This window comes from Enterobacter sp. SES19, assembly GCF_011765665.1.
GTDB classification, from domain to species: Bacteria; Pseudomonadota; Gammaproteobacteria; order Enterobacterales; family Enterobacteriaceae; genus Enterobacter; species Enterobacter pseudoroggenkampii.
In genome coordinates, this window is the sequence record NZ_CP050320.1 from 936120 (window position 1) to 955137 (window position 19018).

Annotated in this window: 18 protein-coding genes; 14 read left to right on the plus strand and 4 right to left on the minus strand. The window is 55.7% G+C overall.

Annotation, left to right across the window (positions count from 1 at the left end):
* Nucleotides 1-46: 46 nt before the first annotated feature.
* Nucleotides 47-2491 (minus strand): acyl-CoA dehydrogenase FadE, encoded by a 2445-nt coding sequence (fadE, locus tag GXP72_RS04345; RefSeq protein WP_024909461.1) that lies wholly within the window; start codon nucleotides 2489-2491, stop codon nucleotides 47-49.
* Between the two features lie 239 nt (nucleotides 2492-2730).
* Between fadE and lpcA the strand changes: the two genes are divergently transcribed.
* The gene (gene lpcA / locus GXP72_RS04350; RefSeq protein WP_010427884.1) at nucleotides 2731-3309 is read left to right on the plus strand and encodes a D-sedoheptulose 7-phosphate isomerase; all 579 of its coding nucleotides are present in this window, start codon (nucleotides 2731-2733) and stop codon (nucleotides 3307-3309) included.
* A 46-nt stretch (nucleotides 3310-3355) separates the two neighbouring features.
* The gene (locus GXP72_RS04355) at nucleotides 3356-4123 is read left to right on the plus strand and encodes a class II glutamine amidotransferase (protein ID WP_008500262.1); all 768 of its coding nucleotides are present in this window, start codon (nucleotides 3356-3358) and stop codon (nucleotides 4121-4123) included.
* On the opposite strand, the gene dpaA is transcribed toward GXP72_RS04355, so the two are convergent.
* Nucleotides 4094-4834: a peptidoglycan meso-diaminopimelic acid protein amidase gene (gene dpaA, locus GXP72_RS04360; RefSeq protein ID WP_024909462.1), complete on the minus strand. Its 741-nt coding sequence runs from the start codon at nucleotides 4832-4834 to the stop codon at nucleotides 4094-4096. The two genes, GXP72_RS04355 and dpaA, sit on opposite strands and share 30 nt — an antisense overlap.
* Before the next feature lie 298 nt (nucleotides 4835-5132).
* Between dpaA and GXP72_RS04365 the strand changes: the two genes are divergently transcribed.
* The 8 genes from GXP72_RS04365 (at nucleotide 5133) to dinB (ending at nucleotide 12339) form a co-directional block, all read left to right on the plus strand.
* On the plus strand, nucleotides 5133-6476 hold the full coding sequence (locus GXP72_RS04365) for a Na(+)-translocating NADH-quinone reductase subunit A (RefSeq protein WP_208763520.1): 1344 nt from the start codon (nucleotides 5133-5135) through the stop codon (nucleotides 6474-6476).
* 3 nt (nucleotides 6477-6479) lie between these two features.
* On the plus strand, nucleotides 6480-7715 hold the full coding sequence (locus GXP72_RS04370; RefSeq protein WP_208763521.1) for an NADH:ubiquinone reductase (Na(+)-transporting) subunit B: 1236 nt from the start codon (nucleotides 6480-6482) through the stop codon (nucleotides 7713-7715).
* On the plus strand, nucleotides 7708-8502 hold the full coding sequence (locus GXP72_RS04375) for a Na(+)-translocating NADH-quinone reductase subunit C (protein ID WP_208763522.1): 795 nt from the start codon (nucleotides 7708-7710) through the stop codon (nucleotides 8500-8502). Before GXP72_RS04370 ends, GXP72_RS04375 begins: the two co-directional genes overlap by 8 nt.
* Complete coding sequence (locus GXP72_RS04380; protein ID WP_024909466.1) at nucleotides 8495-9133, plus strand: NADH:ubiquinone reductase (Na(+)-transporting) subunit D; 639 nt, start codon at nucleotides 8495-8497, stop codon at nucleotides 9131-9133. Before GXP72_RS04375 ends, GXP72_RS04380 begins: the two co-directional genes overlap by 8 nt.
* 6 nt (nucleotides 9134-9139) lie before the next feature.
* Complete coding sequence (nqrE, locus tag GXP72_RS04385; protein WP_023334613.1) at nucleotides 9140-9736, plus strand: NADH:ubiquinone reductase (Na(+)-transporting) subunit E; 597 nt, start codon at nucleotides 9140-9142, stop codon at nucleotides 9734-9736.
* Nucleotides 9737-9746: 10 nt separating this feature from the next.
* Complete coding sequence (nqrF, locus tag GXP72_RS04390; protein ID WP_208763523.1) at nucleotides 9747-10970, plus strand: NADH:ubiquinone reductase (Na(+)-transporting) subunit F; 1224 nt, start codon at nucleotides 9747-9749, stop codon at nucleotides 10968-10970.
* Entirely contained in the window at nucleotides 10970-11173 is a 204-nt protein-coding gene (gene nqrM, locus GXP72_RS04395; protein ID WP_023615899.1) for a (Na+)-NQR maturation NqrM, read from the plus strand. The genes nqrF and nqrM overlap by 1 nt, the downstream gene beginning before the upstream one ends.
* A 107-nt stretch (nucleotides 11174-11280) precedes the next feature.
* Nucleotides 11281-12339: a DNA polymerase IV gene (dinB, locus tag GXP72_RS04400; RefSeq protein ID WP_208763524.1), complete on the plus strand. Its 1059-nt coding sequence runs from the start codon at nucleotides 11281-11283 to the stop codon at nucleotides 12337-12339.
* Between the two features lie 76 nt (nucleotides 12340-12415).
* Here the strand turns inward: dinB and pepD are convergent, their stop codons facing one another.
* A complete protein-coding gene (gene pepD, locus GXP72_RS04405; protein WP_208763525.1) occupies nucleotides 12416-13873 on the minus strand; it encodes a cytosol nonspecific dipeptidase in 1458 nt (485 codons plus the stop codon).
* 260 nt (nucleotides 13874-14133) lie between these two features.
* Here pepD and gpt point away from each other — a divergent pair, with 260 nt between their 5' ends.
* From gpt to crl, 3 genes are all read left to right on the plus strand, one after another.
* Nucleotides 14134-14592: a xanthine phosphoribosyltransferase gene (gpt, locus tag GXP72_RS04410; protein ID WP_010427903.1), complete on the plus strand. Its 459-nt coding sequence runs from the start codon at nucleotides 14134-14136 to the stop codon at nucleotides 14590-14592.
* Nucleotides 14593-14696: 104 nt separating this feature from the next.
* A complete protein-coding gene (frsA, locus tag GXP72_RS04415; protein WP_024909469.1) occupies nucleotides 14697-15941 on the plus strand; it encodes an esterase FrsA in 1245 nt (414 codons plus the stop codon).
* Nucleotides 15942-15998: 57 nt separating this feature from the next.
* Nucleotides 15999-16400: a sigma factor-binding protein Crl gene (gene crl, locus GXP72_RS04420; protein WP_024909470.1), complete on the plus strand. Its 402-nt coding sequence runs from the start codon at nucleotides 15999-16001 to the stop codon at nucleotides 16398-16400.
* Nucleotides 16401-16549: 149 nt separating this feature from the next.
* Here the strand turns inward: crl and phoE are convergent, their stop codons facing one another.
* Nucleotides 16550-17602, minus strand: a complete 1053-nt coding sequence (gene phoE / locus GXP72_RS04425) for a phosphoporin PhoE (RefSeq protein WP_032646978.1) — start codon at nucleotides 17600-17602, stop codon at nucleotides 16550-16552.
* A 304-nt stretch (nucleotides 17603-17906) separates the two neighbouring features.
* Between phoE and proB the strand changes: the two genes are divergently transcribed.
* Nucleotides 17907-19010, plus strand: a complete 1104-nt coding sequence (gene proB / locus GXP72_RS04430; protein WP_061715910.1) for a glutamate 5-kinase — start codon at nucleotides 17907-17909, stop codon at nucleotides 19008-19010.
* Nucleotides 19011-19018 lie beyond the last annotated feature (8 nt).

Sequence of the window (19018 nt, forward strand, 5' to 3'; positions counted from 1 at the left end):
CAATAAAAAACCCCGCGCGAGGCGGGGTTTGTATAAGCGAAACGCGTTATGCCGCTTCAGGTTTGCGGTGCTTCTCCGGCAGCTTTACCGGCTGCGTCGCCAGCTCGTCCGGTTCGAAATCATCCACGTTAATACTGCGCAGACGGCTCTCTTCGGCTTTCACCAGCAGAGCGGCTTCATCTTTATTGATAATGCCACCGGCGAGCGCCTGTTTTGCCAGTTCGTCCAGACGGGTAAACGGCAGGTTTTTGCCCAGCTGTTTACAGATCTTCTGGTGAATCGGATCGGCAGCCATCACGTCCAGCAGCGCTTCTTCCAGCAGACCCACCGGGTTATGCGGCGTCGGCGTCAGATACTGACCGCGACCGATACGGGAGCGGGTTGCGCTCGGAACCTGCAGGATCTTCGCCACCTTATGGTCCAGTTTGTCGGACGGTGCCAGGTGGTGACGACCGGTCGGGAAGATCACCACGCGCAGGGCGCCTGCCACAAAGCGGTTCGGGAAGTTCGCCAGCAGATCGTCAATCGCCTGTTCAGCCTGATACATCGCATCCTGCACGCCCCAGTGCACCAGCGGCAGATCCGCTTCCTGACGGCCTTCATCGTCGTAGCGCTTCAGGACCGCAGAGGCCAGGAAGATCTGGCTCAGCACATCGCCCAGACGGGCAGAGATACGTTCGCGACGCTTCAGGCTGCCGCCCAGCACCGCCATGGAAACGTCAGACAGCAGGGCCAGGTTGGCGCTCAGACGGTTCAGATGCTGGTAATAACGTTTGGTCGCATCGCCGGTCGGCGTCGCGCTGGTAAGACCGCGCGTCAGGCCCAGCCAGAAGCTGCGCACCTTGTTGCTGCCCACGTGACCGATATGTTTGAACAACAGCTTATCGAAGGCATCCACGTCGTTGTTCTGCGCGGCGGCCATCTCTTCCAGCACGTACGGATGGCAGCGAATTGCGCCCTGACCGAAGATCATCATGCTGCGGGTCAGGATGTTTGCCCCTTCCACGGTGATGGCAATCGGTGCGCCCTGATAGCCGCGCGCCAGGAAGTTGCCTTCGCCGAGCATAATGCCTTTACCGCCTGCAATATCCATCGCGTCAATGATCGACTGCTGCGCGCGGTGGGTACAGTGGTACTTCACAATGGCGGACAGTACGGCTGGTTTTTCGCCCAGCATAATGCCGTAGGTAATCAGCGTGGCGGCAGCATCCATCACGTAGGCGTTGCCCGCGATACGCGCCAGCGGCTCTTCGATACCTTCCATCTTGCCGATGGAGATTTTGAACTGACGGCGGATGTGAGCGTAGGCACCAATCCCCATCGCGACCGACTTCAGACCGCCGGTTGAGTTCGACGGCAGGGTAATGCCGCGGCCCACCGACAGACATTCCACCAGCATACGCCAGCCCTGACCGGCCATTTTCGGGCCACCGATGATGTAGTCAATCGGCACAAAGATATCCTGACCGCGGGTCGGACCGTTCTGGAACGGCACGTTCAGCGGGAAGTGACGACGACCAATCTCGACGCCTGGGGTAGAGGTTGGGATCAGCGCACAGGTAATGCCCAGATCTTCTTCACCGCCCAGCAGTTTTTCCGGGTCAGAGAGCTTAAAGGCCAGACCCAGCACGGTGGCGATAGGCGCCAGGGTGATATAACGCTTGTTCCAGGTCAGGCGCATGCCCAGCACCTGCTCGCCCTGCCACTCGCCCATGCAGACCACGCCGGTATCCGGGATCGCGCCCGCATCGGAGCCTGCTTCCGGGCTGGTCAGCGCGAAGCACGGGATTTCCTGACCGCGTGCCAGACGCGGCAGGTAGTGATCTTTCTGCTCTTCCGTACCGTAATGCTGCAGCAGTTCGCCCGGCCCTAAGGAGTTAGGTACGCCAACGGTAATCGCCAGGATCCCGGAAACGCCCGCCAGCTTCTGCAGGACGCGAGCCTGAGCGTAAGCGGAGAACTCCAGACCGCCGTACTCTTTCTTGATGATCATCGCGAAGAAGCGATGCTCTTTCAGGTACGCCCACAGCTCTGGCGGCAGATCGGCCATTTCGTGGGTGATGGCAAAGTCGTTTGCCATACGGCAGGCTTCTTCTACCGGGCCGTCAATAAACGCCTGTTCTTCCGCGGTCAGGCGCGGCTGCGGATAGTTATGCAGCTTTTTCCAGTCCGGATTGCCCTGGAACAGGTCGCCTTCCCACCAGGTAGTGCCCGCATCAATCGCTTCTTTCTCGGTACGCGACATTGGCGGCATCACTTTGCGGAAGCCTTTGAACACCGGCGCAGAGATCATGGATTTACGCATCGGCGCCAGGTTAAACGGCAGAAGAATGATGGCAAGAGGGACTAAAAGCCAGATATTCCAGAGACCTGCGACGCCAAGCGCAGCCGTCCAGGCCAGAAGAATCAGGCTGCTCAGGAATAAACTTACGCGGTGATAGAACAACACACCGAGCAGAACAACGGTTGCGAGAATGCTCAAAATCATCATAAAGAAAAGCTCCCTTGCTTGTAGGAGGTCTGACCACTTGTGATGATATGGTTGTAGTTGATGTAAATTCCTTTAGCAATGTGTTTACAAAATAATTACAACCTGGTTCACATTGTTCGTGTTTTAGCCGGCACAAAAAAACAAAACGCCGGACGATTCGCATGGCTTTAGCTTCTCGCTTTTCGCGCTATCCGGTACACTCCACTGTGTTATTTCATCAATACTGAAGGATTATCCTCATGTACCAGGATCTTATTCGTAACGAACTGAACGAAGCGGCGGAAACGCTGGCGAACTTTCTGAAAGATGATGCCAATATTCACGCTATTCAGCGCGCAGCGGTCCTGCTGGCCGACAGCTTCAAAGCCGGTGGCAAAGTGCTCTCCTGCGGTAATGGCGGTTCCCACTGCGACGCGATGCACTTTGCAGAAGAGCTGACCGGACGCTATCGCGAAAACCGCCCGGGCTACCCGGCGATTGCGATTTCAGACGTGAGCCACATCTCCTGCGTAGGCAACGACTTCGGTTACGATCACATCTTCTCCCGCTACGTTGAAGCGGTAGGCCGTGAAGGCGACGTGCTGCTGGGGATTTCTACCTCCGGCAACTCCGGCAATGTGATCAAAGCGATCGCCGCCGCGCGTGAAAAAGGGATGAAAGTCATCACCCTGACCGGCAAAGATGGCGGTAAGATGGACGGTACGGCGGACGTTGAAATCCGCGTTCCGCACTTCGGTTATGCTGACCGCATTCAGGAAATTCACATCAAAGTGATCCACATCCTGATCCAGCTGATCGAAAAAGAGATGGTTAAGTAAGACTTCGCTGGGGGCACTCTTGCCCCCGCTGTTGTGGAGGTGACGTATGTGCGAACTGCTCGGGATGAGCGCCAATGTGCCAACCGATATCTGCTTTAGTTTCACCGGGCTGGTTCAGCGCGGTGGAGGAACCGGGCCGCATAAAGACGGCTGGGGCATCACCTTCTACGAAGGCAAAGGGTGTCGCACGTTCAAAGATCCACAGCCCAGCTTTAACTCACCGATTGCCAAACTGGTGCAGGACTATCCCATCAAGTCCCGCTCGGTGATCGCCCACATCCGTCAGGCTAACCGTGGCGAAGTGGCGCTGGAAAATACCCATCCATTTACCCGCGAGCTGTGGGGCCGTAACTGGACCTACGCGCACAACGGGCAACTCACGGGCTATAAGTCGCTGGAGACGGGCAATTTCCGCCCGGTCGGCGAAACGGATAGCGAAAAAGCCTTCTGCTGGCTGCTGCACAAGCTGACGGAGCGCTATCCCCGCACGCCCGGCAACATGGCTGCCGTGTTCAAATACATCGCGACGCTGGCGACCGAGCTGCGCGAAAAAGGCGTGTTCAACATGCTGCTCTCTGACGGCCGCTATGTGATGGCGTTCTGCTCGACGAATCTGTTCTGGATCACCCGCCGTGCGCCGTTTGGCGTGGCGACGCTGCTGGATCAGGATGTGGAGATAGACTTTCAGAAGGAGACCACACCGAACGATGTGGTCACAGTCATTGCAACGCAGCCGCTGACGGGCAACGAAACCTGGCAAAAGATTATGCCAGGCGAGTGGGTGCTATTTTGTCTCGGGGACCGTGTAATTTGACGCCAGCTGTGGATGGACGACTTCGTGGCTCAGCGGTTTGCTGACCACGTAACGGCCATCTACGATAGAGACCACCGGCGGCTTGTGGGTCTGCTCAAAGTAGTCGTAACCTGGCTTCAGCTGTTTCCAGAAATCCGCGTAGTATGAGTACTTGTGACGCGCCATGTTGGCGTCCGTCATGCGGAACGGATAGATGCTGACCTGTACGCTAGGCTGTCCAAAGACCAGCGCGCCGGTCACGAACTGGAATATCTCATCAATGCCGGAATCGGTCATCGCATAACAGCCGATAGACACGCAGGCACCGTGGATCATCAGGTATTTACCTTCATAACCGTGAGCACGGTCATAGGCATTCGGGAAGCCGATGTTAATGGCTTTATAGAAGCGGCTGTCAGGCTTGAGCTGGCTGCGCTGAACGTTGTAGAACCCTTCCGGACTTTTGAAGTCGCCCTGACGCTGTTTTGGCCCCAGCCCGCCGGAGTAGTTACAAATTTTGTAACTATCAAGCAGCTGATAGGTCTCGCCCATTTTCACAAACAGATCGAGAGTGCGTTCTTCCTTGAAGATTTGAATATAAACCGGCGATCCCATTAACTGCTGTTTATATTCCTTGCTGACCGGCGTCGTTGAGCTATTACTGCTGAGCAGTCCGGCAAACGACATGCACGGAATCAGAAGCATCGCAATGAACAATGCGATTTTACGCATACTACTAGTTCCTTGATAAAACCATGACCAACTTGCCAGGACGGCAAAAGAGACCCGAAATCAGATTATTCTGTTAGGAGCGCTCACATTAGCACCGCTATAGATTTTCGCAAGAGCCGGGCGGTGAGTTTACAAATTAGTTTTACTTTATAAACCATCAAAATCGCGATGGCTCCAGGAACTTTGCGCATTAGCTCGCAATTTGGCACGCGCTACGGCGGATTCCCTGCCCGCGAGAAGGGGAAAATGTTACACTTCGCGGCCACTGGATTGTTGTTCATGGAAACCTGCTAACCACATGTTTAAAATAAAAAAAGGACTTGATCTGCCGATTGCAGGCGTGCCCGCGCAGCACGTTTCGACAGGCGCAAGCGTCCATCATGTCGCCATTTTGGGCGATGACTACCTGGGAATGCGACCTTCTATGTTGGTACAGGAAGGCGATCGCGTGATCAAAGGACAGGCGCTCTTTGAGGACAAAAAAAATCCCGGCATGGTGTTCACGGCCCCCGCAAGTGGCACCGTTGTGGCGATTAACCGTGGCGAACGACGCGTTCTGCAGTCGGTGGTTATTCGCATTGAAGGCAACGAACAGCGTGAATTCGCCCATTACGATGCCGCAGACCTCGCGTCGCTGAGCCGTGACGCCGTTCAGGCTCAGCTTCTGGCGTCCGGTTTATGGACCGCGCTTCGTACGCGTCCCTTCAGCAAATCCCCTGTTCCGGGCACGGAACCGGCCGCGATTTTCGTCACGGCCATCGACACCAATCCGCTTAGTGTGGATCCGCAGCCGGTTATCCTGGCACAGCGCAAAGCCTTCGATGCCGGATTGACCGTTTTAACCCGCCTCACGTCAGGGAAAGTCCACGTTTGCCAGGCCAGCGGCGGCAAGCTTGGCGGGCATCCGCAGGGGCAGGTCACGTTTAATGAGTTTGCTGGCCCGCATCCGGCGGGTCTGGTCGGAACGCACATCCACTTTCTTGAGCCGGTAAGCCTGACGAAACGGGTCTGGCATCTGAATTATCAGGACGTCATCGCCATCGGTAAGCTTTTTACTACGGGTGAACTCTGCGCTGAACGGATCGTTGCCATCGGCGGGCCGCAGGCTGCACACCCGCGCCTGGTGAAGACGCTGCTGGGCGCAGACATCAATGAACTGCTGGTGGGGGAAACCAAAGAGGGTGAAAACCGCCTGATTTCCGGTTCGGTCCTCAGCGGACGCCATGCTGCCAATGCACACGCGTATCTGGGACGTTTCCATTTGCAGGTCAGCATTGTGCAGGAAGGGCGTGAGAAAGAGCTGTTCGGCTGGGTGCTGCCCGGTGCGGAAAAATATTCCGTCACCCGCACCACGCTGGGCCATTTCCTGCGTAATAAGCTGTTTAGCTTCTCGACCAGTACGCACGGTGGCGAGCGCGCCATGGTCCCGATTGGTAACTACGAGCGCGTCATGCCGCTGGATATTCTGCCGACCATGCTGCTGCGCGATCTGCTCGCCGGTGATACCGACAGCGCGCAGGCGCTGGGCTGTCTGGAGCTTGACGAAGAAGATCTGGCGCTCTGTACCTATGTCTGTCCGGGCAAATACGAATATGGACCGGTATTGCGCGAGGTGTTAACCCGCATTGAGCAGGAAGGATAACCGATGGGCTTAAAACACCTCTTTGAAAAAATTGAGCCGCACTTTACCGAAGGGAAGCTCAAAAAGTACTACCCGCTGTATGAAGCAACGGCGACCATTTTCTACACGCCGGGGCTGGTGACGAAAGGCGCGGCGCACGTTCGCGACGCCATCGACCTCAAACGGATGATGATCCTGGTGTGGTTTGCGGTCTTCCCGGCGATGTTCTGGGGAATGTACAACGTTGGCCTGCAGACCATTCCGGCGCTGCACCACATGTACGATGCGCAGCAGCTGGCGCAGGTGCTCCAGTCTGACTGGCACTACCGTCTGGCCCAGTCGTTAGGGGTGAGCTTCGCTGCAGACGCGGGCTGGATCAGCATGATGACGCTGGGCGCGGTGTTCTTCCTGCCGATTTACCTCACGGTATTTATCGTGGGCGGTTTCTGGGAAGTGCTGTTTGCCATCATCCGTAAACACGAGATCAACGAAGGCTTCTTCGTGACCTCGATTCTGTTTGCCCTGATTGTCCCGCCAACCTTACCGCTCTGGCAGGCGGCGCTGGGCATCAGTTTCGGCGTGGTGATTGCCAAAGAGATCTTCGGCGGCACCGGGCGGAACTTCCTTAACCCGGCGCTGGCGGGCCGTGCGTTCCTCTTCTTTGCCTATCCGGCGCAAATCTCGGGCGACCTGGTCTGGACGGCGGCAGACGGTTTTTCCGGCGCGACGCCGCTTTCACAGTGGGCGGCCCATGGTGGCGAAACGCTGGTGAACAACGCGACGGGTCAGCCAGTCACCTGGCTTGATGCCTTTATTGGCAGCATTCCGGGCTCCATCGGTGAAGTCTCGACGCTGATGATTTTGCTTGGCGGGGCGATCATTCTTTTCGGACGTGTGGCCTCCTGGCGGATTGTGGCGGGCGTGATGATCGGCATGGTGCTGACCGCCACCCTGTTCAACGTTATTGGTTCTACTACCAACCCGATGTTCTCCATGCCGTGGTACTGGCATCTGGTGTTGGGGGGCTTCGCGTTCGGCATGATGTTCATGGCGACGGACCCGGTCTCGGCCTCGTTTACAGACAAAGGTAAATGGAGCTATGGCGTGCTCATTGGCGCGATGTGCGTCCTGATCCGCGTGGTCAACCCGGCCTATCCGGAGGGGATGATGCTGGCCATTCTGTTTGCCAACCTGTTTGCGCCGCTGTTCGACTACCTGGTGGTGCGGGCCAACATCAAGCGGAGGAAGGCGCGTGGCTGAAGTAAAAAATAACGACAGCATCAGCAAAACGCTGCTGGTGGTGCTGGTGCTCTGTCTGGTCTGTTCCATCGTCGTGGCCGGTTCTGCCGTGGGGTTAAAACCCCTGCAGCAGGAGCAACGCGCGCTGGATAAACAGCGCAACATTCTGGCCGTGGCCGGGCTGATGCAGGAAGGAATGAGCGCAGACGACGTTTCGGCCGTCTTTGCCGAACGTATTTCCGCGCGGCTGGTGGATTTAAAAACGGGTGAACTGCTGGATAAAGACCCGGCAACCTTCAACCAGGCGCTGGCGCTGAAAGATCCGCAGATGAGCGTGACGCTCGAGGCATCGCAAGATCTGGCCGGGATTAAGCGCCGCAGCAACCTGGCCGAAATTTACCTGGTGCGTGACCCCCAAAAACGCATTCAGGAAGTGGTGCTTCCTGTCTACGGCAACGGCCTGTGGTCAATGATGTATGCCTTTGTGGCACTGGATACGGATGGCCGCACCGTTAAAGGCATTACGTATTATGACCAGGGCGAAACGCCGGGGCTGGGCGGCGAAGTGGAAAATCCGAACTGGCGGGCACAGTTTGTCGGCAAGAAAGTGCTCGACGATAACGGTTTGCCTGCGCTGAAGGTGATGAAAGGGGCGGCACGTCCCGGTGACGACTACGCCGTCGACGGGCTTTCCGGCGCCACGCTCACCTCAAACGGGGTGCAGCACAGTTTTGATTTCTGGATGGGCGAGCTGGGCTTTGGTCCTTTCCTGAAAAACGTACGTGAAGGAGCGCTGAACAATGGCTGATACCGGTGAACTGAAAGAAGTGAAAAAGGTGCTCATTGGCCCACTGCTCGCCAATAACCCGATCACGCTGCAGGTGCTGGGCGTCTGTTCGGCCCTGGCGGTAACGACCAAGCTGGAAACGGCGGTGGTGATGACGCTGGCCGTCACGCTGGTCACGGCGTTTTCGAGCATGTTTATCTCGATGATCCGCCACCACATTCCCAACAGCGTGAGGATCATCGTGCAGATGGCGATTATCGCCTCGCTGGTGATCGTGGTCGATCAGCTGCTGCGCGCCTTCGCCTATGAAACCTCCAAACAGCTCTCGGTGTTTGTCGGGCTGATCATCACCAACTGTATCGTCATGGGGCGTGCGGAAGCCTACGCCATGAAAATGCCGCCGCTGGCGAGCTTTATGGACGGTATCGGCAACGGCCTGGGCTACGGCGCGATCCTGCTGACCGTGGGGTTCCTGCGCGAGCTGATTGGCAGCGGCAAGCTGTTTGGCATCACGGTGCTGGACACGGTGCAGAACGGCGGCTGGTATCTGCCAAACGGCCTGTTCCTGTTGGCCCCTAGCGCATTTTTCATTATCGGTTTGCTGATCTGGCTGATTCGTACGCTGAAGCCAGAACAGCAGGAAAAGGAGTAACCGACGATGGCTCATTACCTGAGTTTGTTTGTGCGCGCGGTGTTTGTTGAAAACATGGCGCTCGCGTTTTTCCTCGGCATGTGTACGTTCCTGGCCGTGTCTAAAAAGGTCTCCACGGCATTTGGCCTGGGGGTGGCGGTCACCGTTGTGTTGGGACTTTCGGTTCCGATTAACAATCTGGTGTACAACTTCGTGCTGCGGGACGGCGCGCTGGTGGAAGGAGTTGATCTCAGCTTCCTGAACTTCATCACCTTTATCGGGGTGATCGCAGCGCTGGTGCAAATCCTCGAAATGATCCTCGATAAGTACTTCCCGTCGCTGTACAACGCGCTGGGGATCTTCCTGCCGCTGATCGCGGTGAACTGCGCCATCTTTGGCGGCGTCTCGTTTATGGTTCAGCGTGATTACAACTTCAGTGAATCCGTGGTGTACGGTTTTGGTTCCGGCATCGGCTGGATGCTGGCGATTGTCACCATGGCGGGGATCCGCGAGAAAATGAAATATGCCAACGTGCCTGCGGGTCTGCGTGGCTTAGGGATCACCTTTATCACCACCGGGCTGATGGCGCTGGGCTTTATGTCCTTCTCCGGTGTGCAGCTATAAGGGCTAACAGATGGAAATTATTCTTGGCGTGGTGATGTTCACGCTGATTGTACTGGTGCTGTCAGGACTCATTCTGGCGGCGCGCGCGAAGCTGGTGAATTCCGGCGACGTGGTGATTGATATTAATGACGATCCGCAGAATCAGATCCGCACGCCTGCGGGAGATAAACTGCTCAACACGCTCTCCGGTAACGGTATTTTTGTCTCCTCAGCCTGCGGCGGCGGCGGCTCCTGCGGGCAGTGCCGCGTGACGGTAAAAGAGGGCGGTGGCGATATTTTGCCCACCGAGCTGGCGCATATCACTAAGCGTGAGGCAAAAGAGGGCTGTCGTCTGGCCTGTCAGGTTGCGGTGCGCCAGAACATGAAAATTGAGCTGCCGGAAGAGATCTTCGGCGTTAAAAAATGGGAGTGCGAGGTTATCTCTAATGATAACAAAGCCACCTTTATTAAAGAGCTGAAGCTGCGGGTACCGGAAGGGGAAGATGTTCCGTTCCGCGCCGGGGGTTACATTCAGATTGAGTGTCCTGAGCATACCGTGGCGTATGCGGACTTCGACGTGCCTGAGGAGTACCGCGCCGACTGGGACAAATTCAATCTCTTCCGTTTTGTATCCGAGGTAAAAGAGTCGACGCTGCGCGCCTACTCGATGGCCAACTACCCGGAAGAGAAGGGCATCATCATGCTCAACGTGCGTATCGCCACGCCGCCACCGAATGTGCCGGATGCACCGCCGGGCGTGATGTCGTCATACATCTGGTCTCTGAAGCCGGGAGATAAGGTGACCATCTCCGGTCCGTTCGGGGAGTTCTTTGCGAAAGATACCGATGCGGAAATGGTCTTTATCGGCGGCGGTGCCGGTATGGCCCCGATGCGCTCGCACATTTTTGACCAGCTCAAGCGGCTCGGCAGCAAGCGTAAAATCAGCTTCTGGTACGGGGCGCGTTCGTTGCGCGAAATGTTCTATGACGACGAGTTTGAACAGCTGGCGCGTGAAAACCCGAACTTTACCTTCCATGTGGCGCTCTCCGATCCGCAGCCGGAAGATAACTGGACGGGCTATACGGGGTTCATCCACAACGTGCTGTATGAAAACTACCTCAAACAGCACCCGGCGCCCGAGGACTGCGAGTTCTATATGTGTGGTCCGCCGATGATGAACGCCGCCGTGATTAAGATGCTGAAAGATCTCGGCGTCGAAGATGAGAATATCATGCTCGATGATTTTGGAGGCTGATGATGCTGACGTTTTTGGCAACCTTTGTGGTTTTTGTGCTTGTCATCTTCGGCATGTCGTTAGGCTGGATCGTTAAACGGAAAAGCATTCAGGGCAGCTGCGGCGGTATTTCCTCCATTGGGATGGAAAAGGTCTGCGACTGCCCGGAACCGTGCGATGCGCGGAAAAAAAGAATGGCCCGCGAGCAGCAGCGCATTATTTAGTCTTCCTGGTCGGGTAAGGCGAAGCCGCCACCCGACAATTCCCACGCACACTTCTCAATCCTCATTCATTTACTGTATACTTATCCAGTAATGAGTGAGGGCTTACTATGCGCAAAATAATCCATGTCGATATGGACTGCTTTTTTGCCGCAGTGGAGATGCGTGACAACCCGGCGCTGCGGGATATTCCCATCGCCATTGGCGGCAGCCGCGTGCAGCGTGGTGTCATCAGCACCGCCAACTATCCTGCGCGCAAATTTGGCGTGCGCAGCGCCATGCCGACGGCGATGGCCTTAAAGCTTTGCCCTCATCTCATACTTCTGCCCGGGCGGTTCGACGCCTATAAAGAGGCTTCCCTGCATATTCGGGAAATCTTCTCCCGCTATACCTCTCTGATAGAGCCGCTGTCGCTGGACGAAGCCTATCTCGATGTGACCGACAGCGTGCATTGCCACGGCTCCGCCACGCTGATGGCGCAGGAGATCCGCCAGACGATTTTCAACGAGCTGAATCTGACGGCATCGGCGGGGGTCGCGCCCGTTAAATTCCTCGCCAAAATCGCCTCCGATTTAAATAAGCCCAACGGCCAGTACGTCATCACGCCGGAAGAGGTACCTGCGTTTTTGAAAACGCTACCGCTCGGTAAAATCCCCGGCGTCGGGAAAGTCTCCGCCGCAAAGCTGGAAAGCATGGGGCTACGGACCTGCGAAGACGTACAGCGAAGCGACCTCGCCATGCTGCTGAAGCGCTTTGGGAAGTTTGGCCGCGTGCTGTGGGAGCGCAGCCAGGGGATTGACGATCGCGATGTGAACAGCGAACGGCTACGGAAATCCGTCGGCGTTGAGCGCACCCTCATTGAAGATATTCATGACTGGTCCGAATGCGAAACCATAATTACGGAACAGCTTTACCCGGAGCTGGAGCGACGCTTAAGCAAGGTGAAGCCGGACCTGCTCATTGCCCGTCAGGGTATCAAATTAAAATTCAACGACTTCCAGCAGACCACGCAGGAACACGTCTGGCCGCGACTGAATAAAGACGATCTTATCGCGACGGCAAAAAAGGCATGGGAAGAACGCCGGGGCGGGCGAGGGGTGAGGCTGGTGGGATTGCACGTCACGCTGCTGGATCCGCAGTTAGAGCGACAGCTGGTATTAGGATTGTAAAAAAGCCCGGTGCGCTACGCTTACCGGGCCTGCGTTTTTCACCCTCTCCCTTTGGGAGAGGGCTGGGGTGAGGGAATTACTTAACGGGGATCGCTTTCAGCAGTTCCGTCAGCAGCGTCCAGTAATGGCCAACGCTTTCGATATGAACCTGCTCATCCGGCGAGTGTGGACCGGTAATGGTTGGCCCGATAGATACCATGTCCATATCCGGATACGGCTTCTTGAACAGACCACATTCCAGACCGGCGTGGATCACCTGAATGTTCGGGGTGCTGTTGAACAGACGCTGATAGGTTTCACGCACCAGCGCCATCACCGGAGAACTTGCATCCGGCTGCCAGCCCGGGTAGCTGCCTTTTGCAGACGTTTTCGCGCCCGCCAGCGTGCCCAGAGATTCCAGCATGCTCACCACGTACTCTTTACCGCTGTCGATAAGGGAGCGGATCAGGCAGATGATTTCCGCGCTGTCGTCGCTCATGGTCACCACGCCCACGTTCAGTGAGGTTTCCACCACGCCTTTCGCCACGTCAGAGTTGCGGATCACGCCGTTTGGCGTCGCGTTCAGCAGCTGAACGAAGGTGTCACGAGACTTCGCGGTCAGCGCGGCTTTATCCGTGGAGACGGATTCCAGCACCACGGTCAGGTTCTTCTCTTTCGCTGACAGTTCGTTTTTCAGGATATCCAGGTACACGGTGGAGAGTTTTTTCAGCTCGTCGGCTTTTGCCGCCGGTACTGCCACTGTGGCGAAGGCTTCGCGTGGGATCGCGTTGCGCAGGGTACCGCCGTTGAAATCAACCAGACGCAGATCCAGCTCAGCCGCATGGCCTGCCAGGAAGCGCGCCAGCAGCTTGTTGGCGTTGCCCAGACCCAGGTGAATATCGCCGCCGGAGTGGCCGCCTTTCAGACCTTTCAGCGTCATCTTGAAGGTCTGGAAACCGGCAGGAATCGCTTCGCGTGACAGCGGCAGGGTAGAGATGAAATCAATCCCGCCCGCGCAGCCCATGTAGATCTCACCTTCTTCTTCAGAGTCGGTGTTGATCAGGATATCCGCCTGCAGCCAGTTCGCCTGCAGACCGAACGCGCCGTCCATTCCTGCTTCTTCGGTCATGGTCAGCAGCACTTCCAGTGGACCGTGCTCAACGCTGTCGTCAGCCAGTACCGCCAGCGCAGAGGCCATACCGATGCCGTTATCCGCGCCCAGGGTGGTGCCGCGTGCTTTCACCCAGTCGCCGTCGATGTACGGCTGAATAGGATCTTTAGTGAAGTCGTGAACGGTGTCGTTGTTCTTCTGTGGCACCATGTCCAGGTGCGCCTGCAGCACAACCGGTTTGCGGTTTTCCATGCCTGCGGTGGCGGGTTTGCGGATCAGAATGTTGCCAACCTGGTCACGTTCCGCATGCAGACCTTTTTCCTTCGCCCAGCCCATAATATGTTCGGCAAGCTGTTCTTCATGGTAGGAAGGGTGTGGAATGGAGCAGATTTTGGCAAAAATATCCCACAGCGGCTGCGGAGATAGTTGAGACAGTTCAGACACGATAAGTCTCCTTGTCGAGGCGCTGCAAACAGGGTTGCAGGTCACAGGGTTAGCAGGTTAATAGTTACCACAAGTCAGGCTTGCGAGATGAAACTGAGAATACCACTTTCTCTGCTGGCTGGTAGCATAAAGCATGTAAAAACACAGGCAGAGGGCGCTAAACACTGGTTTTTAGTGCGCCAGATCTCTATAATCTCGCGCAACCTATTTCCCCCTCGAACACTTTTTAAGCCGTATAAAAACAGGCTGGGACACTTCACATGAGCGAAAAATACGTCGTCACCTGGGACATGTTGCAGATTCACGCACGCAAACTGGCTGCGCGTCTGATGCCTTCCGAACAGTGGAAAGGCATTATTGCCGTCAGCCGTGGCGGTCTGGTACCGGGGGCGCTGCTGGCACGTGAGCTGGGTATTCGTCATGTCGATACCGTTTGCATCTCCAGCTATGACCATGACAACCAGCGTGAGCTGACCGTGCTGAAACGCGCGGAAGGCGACGGTGAAGGTTTCATCGTGATTGATGACCTGGTAGATACCGGCGGTACTGCGGTCGCTATCCGCGAAATGTATCCGAAAGCACATTTCGTCACTATCTTCGCGAAACCTGCAGGCCGCCCGCTGGTTGACGATTACGTGATTGATATCCCGCAGGATACCTGGATTGAACAGCCATGGGATATGGGCGTGGTCTTCGTACCGCCGATTTCAGGCCGTTAATCCCAGTACGTAACTTTACACGCCCGGCAATGCCGGGCGTTGTTCTTTTTGGCCTGCCACGCGTTACAATAGTCTTCATATGACGTATTCATGGAGGCAACGCAATGACGCAGGCGAATCTCACCGAGACACTTTTCAAACCCCGTTTCAAACACCCTGAAACGTCGACGCTGGTGCGTCGCTTTAATCCGGGTACCCAGCCTGCCGTCCAGTCCGCGTTAGACGGTAAAAACGTGCCCCACTGGTATCGTATGATTAACCGCCTGATGTGGGTCTGGCGCGGTATCGACCCCCGTGAAATCCTTGATGTGCAGGCACGTATCGTGATGAGTGAAGCCGAGCGTACCGACAGCGAACTCTATGATACGGTGGTGGGTTACCGGGGTGGAAACTGGATCTATGAATGGTCTAAACAGGCGATGCTCTGGCAGCAAAAAGCCAGCCAGGAAGAGGATGCCACGCGCAGCGGCAAGCACTGGCTGCATGCGGCCAATCTCTACGCTATTGCCGCGTATCCACATCTGAAAGGTGATGAGCTGGCCGAGCAGGCACAGGCGCTGGCGAATCGCGCCTATGAAGAGGCGGCTCAACGCCTGCCGGGCCAGATGCGCGAACTCGAGTTTACCATTCCGGGTGGGTCATCCATTACCGGGTTCCTGCATATGCCTGAAGGTGAAGGCCCGTTCCCGACCGTCCTTATGTGCGGTGGGCTGGATTCGTTGCAGATCGATTACTACAGCCTGTATGAGCGTTACTTCGCACCAAAAGGGATCGCCATGCTGACGCTGGATATGCCCTCTATCGGCTTCTCCTCCAAATGGAAGCTGACTCAGGATTCCAGTCTGCTGCACCAGCATGCGCTAAAAGCGCTGGAAAACATTCCGTGGGTCGACCACACCCGCGTGGCGGCATTTGGCTTCCGCTTTGGTGCCAACGTCGCGGTGCGTCTGGCTTACCTTGAATCTTCTCGCCTGAAAGCCGTCGCCTGCCTTGGTCCGGTCGTTCACGCCCTGCTCAGCGATCCCGCACGTCAGGGGAGCGTGCCTGAAATGTATCTTGATGTGCTGGCCAGCCGTCTTGGCATGCATGATGCATCAGACGAAGCGCTGCGCGTTGAGCTCAATCGCTACTCGTTAAAAACGCAAGGGTTGCTGGGACGCCGCTGCCCAACGCCGATGCTGTCGGGATTCTGGAAAAACGATCCGTTCAGTCCTGAAGAAGAGTCGCGCTTAATCACGTCGTCATCTGCGGATGGCAAATTGCTAGAAGTGCCGTTCAGCCCGGTCTATCAGAATTTCGATAAAGCGCTGAAAGAGATTACGCGCTGGATCGCTCAGAGATTGTGTTAATAGATTGCTAAATTTTGCTGGTTTGGTAAAACAGTGGCTTCACAAAAGGAGATCGCAATGACGTTACCGAGTGGACACCCGAAAAGTAGACTGATTAAGAAGTTTATGGCTCTCGGCCCGTATATTCGAGAAGAGCAGTGTGAAGAGAATCGCTTTTTTTTCGACTGCCTGGCTGTATGCGTCAACGTGAAGCCTGCACCCGAAAAACGTGAATTCTGGGGCTGGTGGATGGAAATGGAAGCAGAGGAAAAACGCTTTACGTATAGCTACCAGTTTGGCCTGTTTAATAAAGACGGCAACTGGCAGGCGACCTCTATTAAAGATCAGGAAGTGATTGACCGCCTGGAATATACGCTAAAAGAGTTCCATGATAAGGCTCGTGCACTGCTGGCGACTCTGGATCTCAAGCTCGAGCCCGCAGATAACTTTTCCAGTGAAGCGGTGAAGCTGACTGCCTGATGGCGTCCCAGCGCCGGGTGGCGGCTTCGCCTTACCCGGCCTACAAAAAATGATGGTTTTCTCCCTCTCCCCGTGGGAGAGGGCACCAGACCGCATTAATCCCTGAAATAAAAAAACCGGCACTAGGCCGGTTTTTTTATTTCGCATCATCAGAACTGGTAGGTCATACCCACGGCAACGATGTCATCGCTGCTCACGCCCAGTTTATTTTTGTCGTCAATCTGGTTGATTTTATAATCAACAAAGGTGGACATATTTTTGTTGAAGTAATAGGTCGCGCCAACGTCAATGTATTTCACCAGATCTTCGTCACCAATACCTTCGATATCTTTGCCTTTAGACTGGACATAACCCAGGGACGGACGCAGACCGAAATCGAACTGATATTGTGCGACCACTTCAAAGTTCTGCGCTTTATTGGCAAACCCGCCAGAAATTGGCGTCATATTACGGGTTTCTGAATACATCGCTGCCAGATAAATATCGTTCGCGTCATATTTCAGACCGGTAGCCCAGGCTTCGGCTTTCTGACCCTGGCCACGTGCCAACAGGTTCTGCGCATTGGTGCGGTCAGAGTTGGTGTAAGCGCCGCTGACGGCGAAATCGCTGCCGCCGAAGTCATAGGTCAGAGAGGTACCAAAACCGTCACCGTTCTGTTTCTTGGCGTCACGGTTTTCGTTTTTGCCCTGGTACTGCAGGGTCATGTCCAGACCGTCAACCGCGCCGAAGAAGTCGGTGTTACGGTAGGTAGCAAGACCGGTCGCACGCTTGGTCATGAAGTTATCGGTCTGCGCGGAAGAGTCGCCGCCGAACTCAGGGAACATGTCGGTCCATGCTTCAACGTCATACAGGGCACCCAGGTTACGACCGTAATCCAGAGAACCAAAGTTTTTCAGCTTCAGGCCCGCGAACGCCAGACGGGTTTTCTGAGAGGAGTCGCTCTCGGCTTTGTTACCTGCAAATTCAGATTCCCAACGGCCATAGCCCGTCAGCTGATCGTTAATCTGGGTTTCGCCTTTAAAACCGAAACGAACGTAAGTCTGATCGCCATCTTTGGTGGCATCATCGCTGATGTAGTGCATGGCTTTCACTTTGCCGTACACGTCCAGCTTATTACCATCTTTATTATAAACTTCAGCTGCGTGAACGGATGCAGAAGCCACTACGCCCATAACCATTAATGCCAGAGTGCTCTTTTTCATTTTCGATCCTGTCTTATAAACGCGCTAAAAAATTCGCTGGACGATAAGCTCATGCTTAAGTCCCGTGAAAAAACAGGAAGGGTTTTATCGTTCTGGAATGAAACTTTTATGACAAACTAAGAATAATTTTAAAAAACTGTGATTTATTATTTCGGTAATAAAAGTGTCAAATTGTCCCGCTACGCTTCCTGATCCCGCGCAACAAAGTGTTTCGCGATGTGCTAAGGCAGTTGGCAACGGGGCTGACTCCTGCTAAAACGTTCGTTCGACATTACTTTCCCTTATCGTTGAACGGCAGAGAATCATGAGTGACAGCCAGACGCTGGTGGTAAAACTCGGTACCAGTGTTTTAACAGGCGGATCGCGCCGCCTAAATCGCGCCCACATTGTTGAGCTTGTACGTCAGTGCGCTCAGTTACATGCCGCAGGGCATCGTATTGTGATTGTGACCTCCGGGGCGATTGCCGCCGGGCGTGAACACCTGGGTTACCCCGAACTCCCCGCGACGATAGCCTCCAAACAGCTGCTGGCCGCCGTGGGGCAAAGCCGACTCATTCAACTCTGGGAACAGCTGTTCTCTATCTATGGCATCCACGTCGGGCAGATGCTGCTGACGCGTGCGGATATGGAAGACAGAGAGCGCTTCCTGAACGCCCGCGATACCCTGCGCGCGCTGCTGGACAACAATATCGTTCCGGTCATTAACGAGAACGATGCCGTTGCTACCGCTGAAATCAAAGTAGGCGATAACGATAACCTCTCTGCGCTGGCCGCCATTCTGGCCGGTGCCGATAAATTACTGCTTCTGACCGATCAGCAGGGGCTGTTCACTGCCGATCCGCGCTCTAACCCGGATGCCGAGCTGATTACCGACGTTCACGGTATCGACGATGCGCTGCGCGCCATCGCCGGTGACAGCGTGTCCGGCCTCGGAACGGGCGGCATGGGGACCAAGCTGCAGGCCGCTGACGTGGCGTGCCGCGCCGGTATCGACACCATCATTGCGGCGGGCAGCCGCCCAGGCGTGATTGGTGACGTGATGGAAGGCATCTCCGTCGGCACCCGCTTCCACGCTCAGGAATCCCCGCTGGAAAACCGTAAACGCTGGATATTTGGCGCGCCGCCTGCGGGCGAACTCGTCGTCGATGAAGGAGCAACCGCCGCGATTCTGGAACGAGGAAGTTCATTACTTCCTAAAGGAATTAAAAGCGTGACAGGCAACTTCTCCCGTGGTGAAGTGATCCGTATCCGTAACCTCGAAGGCCGCGACATCGCCCACGGCGTAAGCCGTTATAACAGCGATGCCCTGCGCCGCATCGCGGGTCACCACTCACAGCAGATCGACGCCATTCTGGGCTATGAATATGGTCCGGTTGCCGTGCATCGCGATGACATGATTATTCGTTAAGGAGCCAG

What these genes read in the sequence shown, in the direction of transcription:
- fadE (WP_024909461.1), bottom strand. Translation starts at nt 2,491, where the DNA reads ATGATGATTTTGAGCATTCTCGCAACCGTTGTTCTGCTCGGTGTGTTG.
- lpcA (WP_010427884.1), top strand. Translation starts at nt 2,731, where the DNA reads ATGTACCAGGATCTTATTCGTAACGAACTGAACGAAGCGGCGGAAACG.
- GXP72_RS04355 (WP_008500262.1), top strand. Translation starts at nt 3,356, where the DNA reads ATGTGCGAACTGCTCGGGATGAGCGCCAATGTGCCAACCGATATCTGC.
- dpaA (WP_024909462.1), bottom strand. Translation starts at nt 4,834, where the DNA reads ATGCGTAAAATCGCATTGTTCATTGCGATGCTTCTGATTCCGTGCATG.
- GXP72_RS04365 (WP_208763520.1), top strand. Translation starts at nt 5,133, where the DNA reads ATGTTTAAAATAAAAAAAGGACTTGATCTGCCGATTGCAGGCGTGCCC.
- GXP72_RS04370 (WP_208763521.1), top strand. Translation starts at nt 6,480, where the DNA reads ATGGGCTTAAAACACCTCTTTGAAAAAATTGAGCCGCACTTTACCGAA.
- GXP72_RS04380 (WP_024909466.1), top strand. Translation starts at nt 8,495, where the DNA reads ATGGCTGATACCGGTGAACTGAAAGAAGTGAAAAAGGTGCTCATTGGC.
- nqrE (WP_023334613.1), top strand. Translation starts at nt 9,140, where the DNA reads ATGGCTCATTACCTGAGTTTGTTTGTGCGCGCGGTGTTTGTTGAAAAC.
- nqrF (WP_208763523.1), top strand. Translation starts at nt 9,747, where the DNA reads ATGGAAATTATTCTTGGCGTGGTGATGTTCACGCTGATTGTACTGGTG.
- nqrM (WP_023615899.1), top strand. Translation starts at nt 10,970, where the DNA reads ATGATGCTGACGTTTTTGGCAACCTTTGTGGTTTTTGTGCTTGTCATC.
- dinB (WP_208763524.1), top strand. Translation starts at nt 11,281, where the DNA reads ATGCGCAAAATAATCCATGTCGATATGGACTGCTTTTTTGCCGCAGTG.
- gpt (WP_010427903.1), top strand. Translation starts at nt 14,134, where the DNA reads ATGAGCGAAAAATACGTCGTCACCTGGGACATGTTGCAGATTCACGCA.
- frsA (WP_024909469.1), top strand. Translation starts at nt 14,697, where the DNA reads ATGACGCAGGCGAATCTCACCGAGACACTTTTCAAACCCCGTTTCAAA.
- crl (WP_024909470.1), top strand. Translation starts at nt 15,999, where the DNA reads ATGACGTTACCGAGTGGACACCCGAAAAGTAGACTGATTAAGAAGTTT.
- phoE (WP_032646978.1), bottom strand. Translation starts at nt 17,602, where the DNA reads ATGAAAAAGAGCACTCTGGCATTAATGGTTATGGGCGTAGTGGCTTCT.
- proB (WP_061715910.1), top strand. Translation starts at nt 17,907, where the DNA reads ATGAGTGACAGCCAGACGCTGGTGGTAAAACTCGGTACCAGTGTTTTA.